The following is a 12,937-nucleotide window of genomic DNA, read 5'->3' as shown; positions in this document are numbered from 1 at the left end:
GGCGCCGTTGCTTTTTACCGAGTCGGAAGATCAGGTCGGCAGCAGTTCTTTCAGCACCGCCACCAGTTCTTCTTCCTTGATCGGCTTGGTGACATAGGCTTTCGCGCCCTGGCGCATGCCCCACACCTTGTCGGTTTCCTGATCCTTGGTGGTGACCAGCACGATCGGAATATGCGCGGTTTCCGGATCCTTGCTGATGGTGCGCGTAGCCTGGAAGCCATTGAGGTTTGGCATCACCACGTCCATCAGGATCAGGGCCGGCTTCTCCTGCTTGGCCACGGTCACACCCGCAGCACCGTCTTCGGCGGTCAGCGTTTCATGGCCGAGCTTCTCGACGATGCGCTTGATACCGAGAAGCTGCGACGGCGAATCGTCGACGATCAAAATGCGTGCCATAAGGTGGGAATCCCCTAGTCGTTTCGTTAATTCTAAGTCGCCGTGGCGACGCTTCCAAGCATCAGATACTGCCGACGCGCACAATTGTGCGGCCGAACGAGTCGCCTGCCAACATGCGCTCGAATACTTCCGGAAGCTGCTCCAGCGTGATTTCGCGGGTGGCGATGCGATCCAGATGGCGAGGCTTCCAGGCGCCGGCCAGGTAGCTCCACACCTGCTCGCGGATAGTGCGGGCTGTGCCGGCGGAGGCAATACCGAGCAGGCTGACGCCACGAATGATGAATGGCATGACCGTGCTTTCCAAGCCGATGCCGCCGGCGTTGCCGCAGATGGCTACGTTGCCATAGGGCACGGTCAGCGGCAGCAGGCCGGCAAGCATGGCGCCGCCGACGTTGTCCAGCGCACCGCCGAAGCGTGCCGAATCCATCGGTTTGCCACTGAAGGCCAATTGATGCCGGTCAATGCAGTCCGCAGCACCGAGGCTACGCAGGAAATCGAAATGCGAGGCCTTGCCGCTGATGGCATGCACCTGGTACCCGGCCTGCGTGAAGATGTCGATGGCCAGCATGCCCACGCCACCGCTGGCGCCGCTCACGGCGATGGGGCCGAGCGCTGGCGTTTGACCGTTGTCCTGCATGCGTAGCAGCGCCAGCGCGGCCGTAAAGCCGGCTGTTCCCAGGATCATGCTTTCACGCAGGCTCAATCCATCAGGCAGCGGAATGGCCCATTGCGATGGCAGGCGGATGTATTCGCCATAACCCCCATCGCGCGTTTCCGAAAGACCGCTGCCGGTACACAACACCCGGTCGCCCTGCTTGAACAGCGGATCGGTGGAAGCGGCCACCACGCCGGCCGCATCGATGCCGCCGTTGAGCGGATACTGGCGCAGGATCTTGCCTTTGCCGGTGCCGGCCAGCGCGTCTTTGTAGTTCACCGACGAATAGGCCACTTTCACCAGCACTTCACCCGGGCTCAGTGCATCGGCAGGCATGCTTTCCATGCCACCGCGGTAACCGTTGGCGTCATTGTGAATGCGAAACGCTTGAAGTGTGGTCATGCCTGGTGCCTCATGCCTTGATGCTGGATGCATCGATGCCGCGTGGCGCAATGCCTACGTGATACTGATTCATCCAATCGAATAACTCGCTGACCGAGTCGCCGAACCACACGCTGTCACGCCGGCCTTGCGCTACGAAGCCCTCGGCGACCATGTGGTTCATCATGCTACGCAAATGGCCGTAGTAGCCATGCGTGTCCAGAAATGCGCACGGATAGCGATGCAGGCCAAGCTGTGCCCAGGTAAGCATCTCAAACATCTCGTCCATGGTACCGAAGCCGCCGGGCAGGGCGACGAACGCCTGGGACAGTTCATACATTCGCGTCTTGCGCTGGTGCATGGTATCGACCACCACCAGTTCGCTAAGGCCCGTATGGGCCACTTCACGCTCGACGAGCTGGCGCGGAATCACCCCGATGACCTTGCCGCCGCCGTTCAGGGCCGCATTGGCAACCGTACCCATCAAGCCGACCTTGCCGCCGCCGTACACCAGGGCGATGCCGCGGCGTGCCAGTTCCAGGCCGAAGGCGTGAGCGGTTTCAGCGTAGATGGGGTGATCGCCGCTTTGGGAGCCGCAGTAGACACAGAGCGCTGTGGGTTGGGGCATATCGACGGGGCTCGCTTTTCGTTCGTCATTCCGGCGTAGGCCGGAATCCAGTTCAAATACGCGTCCGAAGGACACAAAACCGGTTTTGAGTGCTTCGCACAACGTATTGAAACTGGATTCCGGCCTGCGCCGGAATGACGGCGGTGAGGATTCCGGGAGGTTCAAACCAGACGGCCCGCCCATGTTGTCACGAGCGGGCCGTCGGACCCTGGATCGTCGCACATCCCTGTGCTGTCCAGGGTGAGGTCATCCTGACCTCAATTTCCCTTGTGAATCGCGCGCTTGTCCACCGAAAGCGCCGCTTCGTGCACGGCTTCGGAGAGCGTCGGGTGGGCATGGACGATACGCGCCAGGTCCTCGGCAGAGCCCTTGAACTCCATCGTCACCACGGCTTCGGCGATCAGCTCGGACACGCCCGGGCCAACCATGTGCACGCCCAGCACGCGATCGGTCTCGGCGTGCGCGATGACTTTGACCTGGCCGATGGCCTCGTTCATGGCCACGGCACGGCCGATGGCGGCAAACGGGAAGGTACCGACCTTGTACGGAACGCCGGCGTCCTTAAGCTCCTTCTCGGTCTTGCCGGCCCAGGCGATTTCCGGTTCGGTGTAGATCACCCACGGTACCGTGTCGAGGTTGATGTGACCGGCCTTGCCGGCGATCCACTCGGCCACCGCCACGCCCTCTTCGGAACCCTTGTGCGCAAGCATCGGGCCGCGCACGGCGTCGCCGATCGCCCAAACGCCGTCCACGCCGGTGTGGTTGTGCTCGTCCACCATGATGCGGCCGCGCTCGTCCAGCTTCACGCCGGTATCGTCGGCCAGCAGGCCTTCGGTGTAAGCGCGACGGCCGACGGCCACCAGTAGCTTGTCGACCGTCAGTTCGTGCGCGCCGTCCTTGTCTTCATAGGACAGCACCACCTCGTTGTTCTTGACTTCCGCCTTGGTGAGCTTGGCGCCAAGCTTGATGGCGAGGCCCTGCTTCTCGAATTCCTTCTTGGCGATCTTGGCGATGTCCTGGTCGGCGACGGACAGGAAATCCGGCAGCGCTTCGAGGATGGTGACGTCGGCGCCCAGGCGCTTCCACACGCTGCCCAGCTCCAGGCCGATCACGCCCGCACCGATCACGCCCAGGCGCTTGGGCACTTCGTTGATGTCCAGCGCGCCGGCGTTGTCGATGATGGACTTGCCGTCGAACTTGGCGAACGGCAGTTCGATCGGCACCGAACCGGAAGCGAGGATCACATTGGTGGCGCTGATCGTCTGCTTGCTGCCGTCGTTGCCGGTGATCTCGACGCTGTTGCCCTTCAGCAGCTTGCCCTTGCCGAAGAACGGGGTGACCTTGTTGGCCTTGAACAGCTGGCCGATGCCGCCGGTGAACTGCTTGACGATCTTGTCTTTGCGGCCGATGAAGGTGGCCATGTCCACCTTGGCGTTTTCGACGCTGATCCCGTGCGCCGGCAGGTTGTGCGAGAGGTTGTAGTACTGCTTGGACGAGTCGAGCAGCGCCTTGGAGGGAATGCAGCCCACGTTGAGGCAGGTGCCGCCGAGGGCCTGCTTGCCGTCCTTGCCAACGAAGGCATCCACGCAGGCGGTCTTCAGGCCCAGTTGTGCGGCGCGAATGGCGGCCACATAGCCGGCAGGGCCGGCGCCGATGACGATGACGTCGAATTTGTCGCTCATGGTGTTTCCTTGAAGTTTGGTGCGCTTGGGAGAAGCGCATCAAGGGGAGCTTTTGCCGTCATGGCGAGCGTATGATGTATTGCACGTCTCGCCATCAGAGCCTCGTACTTAATTTGCATGTGAGCGGGGCGCTCACATGCGCGCTCTTACATGCCCAACAGCATGCGCTGCGGGTTCTCGAGCTGGTTCTTGATGTCGACCAGGAACAGCACTGCGTCCTTGCCGTCGATGATGCGGTGGTCGTACGAGATCGCCAGGTACATCATCGGCGCAGCGATCACCTGGCCGTTCTCGACGATCGCACGCTCCTTGATGGTGTGCATGCCGAGGATGGCGCTCTGCGGCGGGTTGACGATCGGTGTCGACAGCAGCGAACCGAACGTGCCGCCGTTGGTGATGGTGAAGGTGCCGCCCTGCAGGTCATCCAGGCCCAGCTTGCCTTCGCGCGCCTTCTTGGCGTAGTTGGCGATGCCCTTTTCAATCTCGGCGAAGCTCATGTTCTGCGCGTCGCGCAGCACCGGCGTAACCAGGCCCTTGTCGGTGGCCACGGCGATGGAGATGTCCTGGTAGCCGTGATAAATGATGTCGTTGCCGTCGACCGAGGCGTTGATGATCGGATGGCGCTTGAGCGCTTCGGCCGCGGCTTTCACGAAGAAGCTCATGAAGCCGAGCTTCACACCATTGGCCTTTTCAAACTGTTCGCCCAGCGTCTTGCGCATCTTGGTGACCTCGGCGAGGTTCACTTCGTTGAACGAGGTGAGCATCGCGATCGAGTTCTTCGACTGCATCAGGCGCTCGGCGATGCGGGCGCGAATGCGCGTCATCGGCACGCGTTCTTCCGGACGGGCACCAGGCGTCGGCGCCACGGCCGGCGCAGCGGCGGCCGGGGCACCACCCTTGCCGTAGTTCACCAGGTCTTCCTTGGTGACGCGGCCGTCACGGCCGGTGCCGGCGACCTTGGAGACGTCGATCTTCTCTTCGGTGGCGACGCGCAGGCCGGCGGGCGACAGATTCTCCGTGCCTTTGGCGGCCGCTTGCGGGGCTGCGGCGGCGGGTGCTGGCGCCGGAGCGGCAGCGGCCTGAGCGGGAGCGGCGGCCACGGCACCTTCCTCGATCACCGCGATCACCTGCTGGCTGGTCACCGTGTCGCCGGCCTGGAATTTCAGCTCCTTCAGGACTCCGTCGACCGGAGCAGGCACTTCGAGCACGACCTTGTCGGTTTCCAGGTCGACCAGGTTTTCATCGCGCTTCACGGCATCGCCGGCTTTCTTGTGCCAGGTGGCGATGGTGGCGTCGGAGACGGACTCGGGCAGAACGGGGACTTTGACTTCGGTGGACATGATTAAACCTTTTGGTTGGGCGCTCATCCATGAGCGCGAAAGTCAAAAAGCGGTCATCCTGACCGCACTTTTAAATGGGCTTATTCTGCTGAGTGATCGGGACCAACCGGCGCGACCAGCGCCTGTTCGACCAGCGCGGCCTGTTCGGCAACGTGGTCGTTGAGGTGACCGGCAGCGGGTGCGGGTGAACGGGCGCGGCCGGCGTAGGAGAGGCTTTGCTTGGCGCCCACGCAGGCTTGCAGGTGATGGCGGATCTGGAACCAGGCGCCCTGGTTCATCGGTTCTTCCTGGCACCACACCACTTCCTTGGCGGCCGGGTATTTTTCCAACTCGGCCATGACTTCCGGGCGCGGGAACGGATACAGCTGTTCGACGCGCACCAGCGCCACGTCGGTGATGCCGCGCTTCTGGGATTCTTCCAGCAAGTCGTAGTAGACCTTGCCCGCGCACAGCACCACACGCTTGACCTTCTTCGCCGGCAAGTCGCGATGCTCGCCCAGCACCAACTGGAAGCTGCCGTTGGCCAGTTCGTCCAAGGTGGACACGGCCAGCTTGTGGCGCAGCAGCGACTTGGGCGTCATCACGATCAGCGGCTTGCGCGCCGGGCGCAGCATCTGGCGGCGGATCATGTGGAAGTCCTGCGCCGGCGTAGTCGGCACGCACACCTGCATGTTGTCCAGCGCGCACAGCTGCAGGAAGCGCTCCAGACGTGCGGAGGAGTGCTCCGGACCCTGGCCCTCATAACCGTGCGGCAGGAACAGCGCCAGGCCGCACAGGCGATCCCACTTGGATTCGCCGGAGCTGATGAACTGGTCGATCACCACCTGCGCACCGTTGGCGAAGTCGCCGAATTGCGCTTCCCAGATATGCAGCGTGTGCGGATCGGTGGTGGCATGGCCGTACTCGAACGCCATCACGGCCTCCTCGCTGAGCAGCGAGTCGATCACCTCGACGTCCGCATCCGGGCGCAGCGAAGCCAGCGGCAGATAGGTATGGCCGTCCTTCTGGTCATGCAGCACGGCATGACGGTGGAAGAAGGTCCCACGACCAGCGTCCTGGCCGACCAGGCGCAGATTGTGGCCTTCGTCGATCAGCGAGGCATAGGCCAGGTTTTCGGCAAAACCCCAGTCACCCGGCTGCTCGCCGGCAGCCATCTTGCGACGGTCGTCGTAGATCTTGGAAACGCGCGAATGCAGCGTCAGATCCTGCGGCAGGGAGAGGATGCGATGGGCCAGCTCGACCAGTTTGTTCTTGTCCAGATTCGACGGGTAGGGCGTGGACAGCTTGCCGCCGGTGAAATGGCTCCAGTCCACTTCCACGTCCTTGGTCAGCGACGGGTGCAGGTCGGTCATCGCCGTGCCCGTTTCGAGGCGATTGCGGTAGTCCTCGGCCAGTTTCTGCCCGTCGCCTTCGGCCAGCAGGCCTTCCTTCACCAGCTGCTGCGCGTACAGTTCGCGCGTGGTGGGGCGCTTGCGGATGATCTGGTACATCACCGGCTGCGTGGCAGCCGGTTCGTCCGCTTCGTTGTGGCCGTGGCGGCGGTAGCACACCAGGTCGATCATCACGTCCTTGCGGAACGTCTTGCGGAATTCATAGGCCAGGCGGGTGACCTGGATCACCGCTTCCGGGTCGTCGCCGTTCACGTGGAACACCGGGCTGTTGATCATTTTGATCACGTCGGTGCAGTACAGCGTGGAGCGCGCATCTTGCGGATTGGAGGTGGTGAAACCCACCTGGTTGTTGACTGCGATGTGCAAGGTGCCGCCGATCCTGAAGCCGCGCGCCTGCGACATGTTGAACAGTTCCATGTTCACGCCCTGGCCGGCCAGGGCAGCGTCGCCGTGGATCAGCACGGCGAACGACTTGGTGCGCTCGGTGTCGCGGCGGCGCACCTGGCGCGCGTGCACGGAACCTGCCACTACCGGGTTGACGATTTCCAGATGCGAAGGGTTGAACGCCAGCGCCACGTGCACGCCGCCCTTGGGGGTACGCACATCGGCTGAGAAGCCCATGTGGTACTTCACGTCGCCGGAGTGGGCCGGGTCGTCCTCATGGTGTTCGAAGATGCCTTCGAACTCGTTGAACAGGGTCTTCGGCGGTTTGCCGAGGATGTTCACCAGCACGTTCAAGCGACCGCGATGGGCCATGCCGATGACGACGTCGCGGATGCCATTGTCGCCCGCGGCCTGCACGATGTCGTCGACCATCGGGATCAGGCTGTCGCCGCCTTCCAGCGAGAAGCGCTTCTGGCCGACGTACTTGGTGTGCAGGTAGCGTTCCAGGCCCTCGGCTCCGGTCAGGCTGCCAAGCAGGCGCTGTTTGCCGGCCTTGTCCAGGCCGGCGCTGCCGTTGGCTTGCTCAAGGCGGCTGTAGATCCAGTTGCGCTGGGTGTGATCGGAGATGTGCATGAACTCCACGCCGATCGTGCTGGTGTACACCCGCTTCAGGCGGGCGAACAGCTCGCGCAGCTTCATGCGCTGGCCGCCGCCGGCGAAGTTGCCGCAATCGAACTCGGTGTCGAGATCGGCCTCGGACAGGCCATGGAAGGCCAGGTCCAGGTCCGGCGCATGCGTCTTCGGCGTGAGGCCCAGGGGGTCCAGGTCGGCGGCGAGGTGGCCGCGCGAACGGTAGGCCGTCAGGAGGCGCAATACGCCAGCCTGCTTGCGTGCGTGCTCATCGCTGACCGGCGCCGGTGCAGCGTAGCCGGGGCGCTGTTTTTGCGCCGCCTCTATACGCGCAATGGCCGCGGTATGGGAGACGTCTCCCGATTCGCGGCCCCTGAAGGTCTGGAAGTAGCTGTTCCACTCGGCCGGCACCGATGCCGGATCGGCTAGCCAGGCGTCATACAACGATTCGACATAATCGGCGTTGCCGCCTGCGAGTTGCGAGGATTCGAAAAACTCGCGGATCAGGTTTGTGCTCACGTCACCACCAGCAGGGAAGGGAAGCTTCAGCGAACCGCCTTGTCGTAGGCCTTGGGTTCGCTGGCGAAAAATCCTGTTAATTATAGCCTGCGGATTCCGCACCGCGGCAAGCCGACACGCCTCGCCATGGGGGCGGCTGATGCTGCCCCAGCTTGTGTGCAAAGCATGTCGGAACAAGGTCTTGGACGCTTCCGGCCGTCGTCTGGCGGGTAGAAGCCTGACGCTGGGTATGCATGGGTGTTCAGCCCATGGTCTACAAGCCCAGCGCCTGCAGTTGGGTAGCCGGCAGGGCCCGCTCCCAGATTTGTTCGAATTGCAGCAGCAAGGGTGCTTGTCCCGTTCCGTCCTTCAGCGCGGCTCGTCCCTCCCACCGTTCGGCGTCGGGTAGGAACAGGTAGCCGCCGGCGTCATTGAGCAGCCAACTGCTGGCTTCCTTCTCCGCGCCGTTGTCCTCCTCTGCCGACGTGCGGATGCGCAGCACGCTGGGCAGCCGCTGGGCCAGATCGAGCAGGCGGTGCCCGGTGCGCAAGGCTGCTGAGGGATCGCCAAGCACGATGCGAACTTCGGCGTTGCGACCGGCGATGGCGATACGGCGCAGCTCGGCCAGTTCGTCGGGGCTGCTCAGGATGGACGGCGGCAACGTCGGCAGCTGGATCGCCAGTCTGTAACGGGCCGCGGCCAGCAGTTGCAGGCGCACTGCCGCCACGGCTTCGGGGCCGCTTACCGCGTGGGCGCCATCGTCCGGGAATGGGGGATGCGTATTCATGCGTTGCGTCCACGCAAACGGCGAACAATCAGGTGGCCGTCGTTGATCAGGGCTAGCAGGACGCTGATGTCATCGTTCGACCCATCAAACGGCGGCGGGATCGTGCGCTGCCCGCAAAGCCGCATGGCCAAGTGCGACGAGGCTGGATAGGCCTGGCCATTGGCGTACAGCGTGCAACGCTTGCCGGCTTGTACCCAGGCCATGCGCGACCAGGGGTGGCGCAGCAGGGCAGCACCGCCCTGTAGTTGCTTGATCAGGGCCGCTTCGCTGAGCGGCTTGGCCGGAGGCACGGGTGCCTGCGCGGTACGGTAGCGCGTGATGAAACGGCCGAACCAGTCGAGCAGGGTGGCGTCATCCAGCGCTTGCGCGAGAGGCACGGCAGCCCGCACGCGCTGTAGCGCCGCCTTGTCGATTTCACCAGCGCGCTTGGCGGGCGTCAGATCCGGGTCGGCATAACGCTGCTCTTCCGACAGATGCTCGGCGAGATAGTCGGCCAGGTCGCCGACCAGCTCTCCCTTTGATGGTGCACGCATGCCTACCGAAAAGGTCATGCAGGGGCCGCCGAAAGCCACCCCGTCGTGGGCGATGCCGGGCGGCAGGTACAGCATGTCGCCCGGTTCGAGCAGCCATTCGTGGGTGGGTTCGAATTGCGCCAGCTGCTTGAGCTCGACGTCGCTGCGGAAAGCCTTGGGCGTATGCGGATCGGTGCTGATCGCCCAATGCCGTTGCCCCAGGCCTTGCAGCAGGAACACGTCGTACTGGTCGACGTGTGCGCCTACTCCGCCGCCGGGTTCGGCATACGAGATCATCACATCGTCGACGCGCCAGCTCGGCAGGAACGGGAAGTGATCGAGCAAGGCCGCCACGTCCATGTCCCACTTGTCCACATCCTGCACCAGTAGGGTCCAGTTGGCGTTGCCGGTCTTGGCGAAATCGCTTTCGCTCAAGGGGCCGGTTTTCACCTTCCAGCGCTCGCGCGCTTCGTCGTGCTGGATGAGGCGGGATAGCGCGCCCTCTTCGCAGGCAAGGCCAGCCAGGTCTTCCGGAGCGATCGGCGTTTCGAAACCGGGGAAGGCGTTGCGTATCAGCAGCGGCCGTTTCTGCCAGTAATCACGCAGGAACTGCGCCGAGGTCATGCCCAGCGGCAGGTTGGCCGAGCCATGCACTTCGATTGGCAGTGGCTTGCGGGAGGTGTGTGAAAGCGTCATGGGGCGGCATTGTAGGGAATCGGCCGGTCGATACGCTAAGCTCCGCCAAACTATCCATCCGGGTGGCGCCGGAACAGGAGGACGGCATGGTTGCGCTGAGACGGCTTGCACCAAGGTTGTTCACGGTTTTGATGGGTGTCGTGTGGCTATGGGGAATCGCCTTGCCGGTTGCCGCCGATCAAGGCACGGCCAACCTCACGGCGGTACTGGCCGGAGCTCAGCATGACGGCTCGCATGATTTCGACTTCCTGATCGGCGACTGGAAAGCGCACGTCCGCCGCCTGCCGGAGCGCCTGGTGGGTTCCAGCGCTTGGATGGAATACGACGGTATTTCCAACCACCACAAGCTGCTCGACACCAACGCCAACTTCGAGCAGTTCGAAGTCACCAGTACCGATAAAAAGCTGCACCTCAAGGCGCAGACCCTGCGCATGTACAAGCCGGAAACGCATCAATGGATCATTTACGGCCTGGATCTCGACACCGGCGAACTGGATCCGGCTGCGCCCGTGGTCGGTGAATTCCATGGCAATCGCGGCGAGTTCTACAACCGCATCACCTGGCAGGGCCGCGTGGTGCTGGTGCGCTGGATGTGGCTCAACATTTCGCCGCATGCGGCGCGGATGGAGCAATCGTTTTCGCCGGATGGGGGCAGAAACTGGGAAGTGAACTGGATCTGCGAACTCTCCCGGTAGGTTGGGGGCAAGCCCCCAACCCACATCATCTCAGCAGGCGATGGAAATTGTAGATACCAAGCGCCAGCACGGTAAGTCCTGCCATCAGCGTGGACACGCGCGATGGCAGGCGACGCACCAGCCAGGCGCCGAACGGCGCCGCGATCACTCCGCCCAGGATCAAGCCCAGTACCACATGCAATTTGCTTTGGCCGATGCTGAGCAGGAAGGTGATGCTGGCAGCGAGGCTGACGATGCACTTGGCCAGATGCACGCTGCCGATCACCATGCGTGGTTCCTGCCCGCGTGCGACCATGGTGGTGACGGTTAGCGCACTCCATCCGCCGCCGCCCGCCGCATCGAGCACCCCGGCGACGAACCCCAGCACGCTGGTGCCGCGTGGCACGTCCTGCCGTCGGTCCCTGCGCCGGCTGGTGCGAAAGACCAGGAACAGGCCCATCGCCAGCAGGTAGGGGGTGAGGAAATACCGGATCCAGGTCGGTGGCATATGCGCCAGCGCCGTGGCGCCGAGCACGGCACCGATCACCCCGGGAATGACCAGCACCAGGAACAGGCGCCGTTGTACGTTGCCGGCCCACCAGTGGCTGAGTCCGGATGCACCGCAAGTAAAGGTTTCCGCGTAGTGCACGCTGGCGCTGGCCAGGGCTGGAGGCATGCCAATGCCCAGCAGCATACCTGCCGACGTCACACCGTAGGCCATGCCCAATGCGCCGTCCACCAGCTGAGCCAGTGCACCGATGCCGGTGAAGATCAGGAATTCAGACAGAGGCGCCATGATGCTCGTGCAAGCCGGGCAGCGTGCATCATGACAAAACCAGGCGCGGTTTGTCCGGTGGGGCCGATCAGATGGCTTTACCCAGGTCGGCGGCGAGGCCGATATAGGTAGCTGGCGTAAGCTCAAGCAGACGCTGCTTGGCTTCAGCGGGCAGGGCCAGGCCCGCAATGAATTGGCGCATGGAATCGCGCGTGATGCCCTGGCCGCGCGTCAGCGCCTTCAACTGTTCGTAAGGTTCGGGCAGGCCATGGCGGCGCATCACCGTCTGCACGGCTTCGGCCAGCACTTCCCAGCTTGCTTCCAGATCGGTGGCAAGGCGATCGGCATTCACATTGAGCTTGCCCAGGCCCTTTTGCAGCGACTCCAGCGCCACCAAGGTGTGACCGAAGGCGGTACCAAGTGCTCGCAGCACGGTGGAGTCGGTGAGGTCGCGCTGCCAGCGGCTGATCGGCAGCTTTTCGGCGAAATGGCCGAGCAGCGCGTTGGCCAGACCGAAATTACCTTCGGCGTTTTCGAAGTCGATCGGGTTGACCTTGTGCGGCATGGTCGACGAGCCGACTTCGCCGGCCTTCAGCGCCTGCTTGAAATAGCCCAGCGAGATGTAGCCCCAGATATCGCGCGCCAGGTCGATCAGGATGATGTTGGCGCGGCGCACGACATCGCAGTACTCGGCCACGCCGTCATGCGGTTCGATCTGGGTGGTGTACGGGTTGTAGTCCAACCCCAGGCTGGTGACAAAGCGCTGCGAGAAACTGCGCCAATCCACTTCCGGATAAGCGATCGCGTGCGCGTTGTAGTTGCCCACCGCACCGTTGATCTTGCCGGGAATTTCCACGGTTGCCAGCTGTTTGCGCTGGCGTTCCAGGCGCGCCACGACATTGGCCAGTTCCTTGCCCAGCGTGCTGGGCGAAGCGGTCTGGCCGTGCGTGCGCGAAAGCATCGGCAGCGTGGCATTCGCATGCGCGATTTCGCGCAGTTTGGCGATGATTTTGTCCAGCCAGGGCAGCAGCACGTGCGTGCGTGCGTCGCGCAGCATCAGGGCGTACGAAAGATTGTTGATGTCTTCGCTGGTACAGGCGAAATGCACGAATTCCTTGGCTTGCGCCAGGGCTTCGTCGTTGCCGATGCGTTCCTTGATGAAGTACTCGATGGCCTTGACGTCGTGGTTGGTCGTGGCCTCGATCGTCTTGATGCGTGCACCGTCCTCGACACTGAAATCCGTGGCGATCGCCTTCAGCCTGGCAATCTGCTCCGTCGTGAACGGGGGCAGTTCGATAATCGCCCCTTCGCCGGCCAGCGCCAGCAGCCATTCGATTTCCACCTGCACGCGACGGTGCATCAGGCCGAATTCGCTGAAGATCGGACGCAGCGCTTCGGTCTTGGCGGCATAGCGGCCGTCCAGCGGGGAAAGGGCGGTGAGGGCGTGGGTGGACATCGGCGGGCTTCCGGGAGCATCAAAGCGAGGTATTTTACATTGCTCCGCAGCT

General features: G+C 63.3%; 11 protein-coding genes. 1 reads left to right on the top strand and 10 read right to left on the bottom strand.

All coding sequences use genetic code 11. From position 1 onward, the window contains the following. Window positions 1-30: 30 nt before the first annotated feature. The 8 genes from pilH to EKH80_RS00540 all read right to left on the bottom strand — a co-directional run bounded on the left by pilH (window position 31) and on the right by EKH80_RS00540 (window position 9,980). Window positions 31-396, bottom strand: coding sequence for a twitching motility response regulator PilH (pilH, locus tag EKH80_RS00575; protein ID WP_126682783.1), 366 nt, complete (start codon window positions 394-396; stop codon window positions 31-33). 61 nt (window positions 397-457) lie between these two features. Then, window positions 458-1,453 carry a YhdH/YhfP family quinone oxidoreductase gene (locus EKH80_RS00570; RefSeq protein ID WP_126682782.1) on the bottom strand — a complete coding sequence of 332 codons (996 nt, stop codon included), beginning with the start codon at window positions 1,451-1,453 and terminating at the stop codon, window positions 458-460. A 10-nt stretch (window positions 1,454-1,463) separates the two neighbouring features. Further along, complete coding sequence (locus EKH80_RS00565; protein WP_126682781.1) at window positions 1,464-2,060, bottom strand: LOG family protein; 597 nt, start codon at window positions 2,058-2,060, stop codon at window positions 1,464-1,466. Between the two features lie 257 nt (window positions 2,061-2,317). Further along, a complete protein-coding gene (gene lpdA / locus EKH80_RS00560) occupies window positions 2,318-3,742 on the bottom strand; it encodes a dihydrolipoyl dehydrogenase (RefSeq protein WP_126682780.1) in 1,425 nt (474 codons plus the stop codon). Window positions 3,743-3,888: 146 nt separating this feature from the next. Further along, window positions 3,889-5,082, bottom strand: a complete 1,194-nt coding sequence (gene odhB, locus EKH80_RS00555; RefSeq protein ID WP_126682779.1) for a 2-oxoglutarate dehydrogenase complex dihydrolipoyllysine-residue succinyltransferase — start codon at window positions 5,080-5,082, stop codon at window positions 3,889-3,891. Between the two features lie 80 nt (window positions 5,083-5,162). Next, window positions 5,163-8,006 carry a 2-oxoglutarate dehydrogenase E1 component gene (locus EKH80_RS00550; protein ID WP_126682778.1) on the bottom strand — a complete coding sequence of 948 codons (2,844 nt, stop codon included), beginning with the start codon at window positions 8,004-8,006 and terminating at the stop codon, window positions 5,163-5,165. Window positions 8,007-8,259: 253 nt separating this feature from the next. Beyond that, window positions 8,260-8,772: a DUF7931 domain-containing protein gene (locus tag EKH80_RS00545; RefSeq protein ID WP_126682777.1), complete on the bottom strand. Its 513-nt coding sequence runs from the start codon at window positions 8,770-8,772 to the stop codon at window positions 8,260-8,262. Beyond that, a complete protein-coding gene (locus EKH80_RS00540; RefSeq protein ID WP_126682776.1) occupies window positions 8,769-9,980 on the bottom strand; it encodes a cupin domain-containing protein in 1,212 nt (403 codons plus the stop codon). The genes EKH80_RS00545 and EKH80_RS00540 overlap by 4 nt, the downstream gene beginning before the upstream one ends. Window positions 9,981-10,066: 86 nt before the next feature. Here EKH80_RS00540 and EKH80_RS00535 point away from each other — a divergent pair, with 86 nt between their 5' ends. After that, a complete protein-coding gene (locus EKH80_RS00535; RefSeq protein ID WP_126682775.1) occupies window positions 10,067-10,675 on the top strand; it encodes a hypothetical protein in 609 nt (202 codons plus the stop codon). Window positions 10,676-10,700: 25 nt separating this feature from the next. Here EKH80_RS00535 and EKH80_RS00530 read toward each other — a convergent pair whose 3' ends face one another. Next, a complete protein-coding gene (locus EKH80_RS00530; protein ID WP_126682774.1) occupies window positions 10,701-11,450 on the bottom strand; it encodes a sulfite exporter TauE/SafE family protein in 750 nt (249 codons plus the stop codon). Window positions 11,451-11,517: 67 nt separating this feature from the next. Further along, entirely contained in the window at window positions 11,518-12,885 is a 1,368-nt protein-coding gene (gene purB / locus EKH80_RS00525; RefSeq protein WP_126682773.1) for an adenylosuccinate lyase, read from the bottom strand. Window positions 12,886-12,937: the final 52 nt, after the last annotated feature.

It is taken from the genome of Dyella choica, from assembly GCF_003977665.1.
GTDB lineage: Bacteria > Pseudomonadota > Gammaproteobacteria > Xanthomonadales > Rhodanobacteraceae > Dyella_B > Dyella_B choica.
This window is presented reverse-complemented; position numbering and strand designations above follow the sequence as displayed.

Excerpts from the sequence above, each read along its gene's own strand:
- pilH (WP_126682783.1), bottom strand. The coding sequence starts at position 396 with ATGGCACGCATTTTGATCGTCGACGATTCGCCGTCGCAGCTTCTCGGT.
- EKH80_RS00570 (WP_126682782.1), bottom strand. The coding sequence starts at position 1,453 with ATGACCACACTTCAAGCGTTTCGCATTCACAATGACGCCAACGGTTAC.
- EKH80_RS00565 (WP_126682781.1), bottom strand. The coding sequence starts at position 2,060 with ATGCCCCAACCCACAGCGCTCTGTGTCTACTGCGGCTCCCAAAGCGGC.
- lpdA (WP_126682780.1), bottom strand. The coding sequence starts at position 3,742 with ATGAGCGACAAATTCGACGTCATCGTCATCGGCGCCGGCCCTGCCGGC.
- odhB (WP_126682779.1), bottom strand. The coding sequence starts at position 5,082 with ATGTCCACCGAAGTCAAAGTCCCCGTTCTGCCCGAGTCCGTCTCCGAC.
- EKH80_RS00545 (WP_126682777.1), bottom strand. The coding sequence starts at position 8,772 with ATGAATACGCATCCCCCATTCCCGGACGATGGCGCCCACGCGGTAAGC.
- EKH80_RS00540 (WP_126682776.1), bottom strand. The coding sequence starts at position 9,980 with ATGACGCTTTCACACACCTCCCGCAAGCCACTGCCAATCGAAGTGCAT.
- EKH80_RS00535 (WP_126682775.1), top strand. The coding sequence starts at position 10,067 with ATGGTTGCGCTGAGACGGCTTGCACCAAGGTTGTTCACGGTTTTGATG.
- EKH80_RS00530 (WP_126682774.1), bottom strand. The coding sequence starts at position 11,450 with ATGGCGCCTCTGTCTGAATTCCTGATCTTCACCGGCATCGGTGCACTG.
- purB (WP_126682773.1), bottom strand. The coding sequence starts at position 12,885 with ATGTCCACCCACGCCCTCACCGCCCTTTCCCCGCTGGACGGCCGCTAT.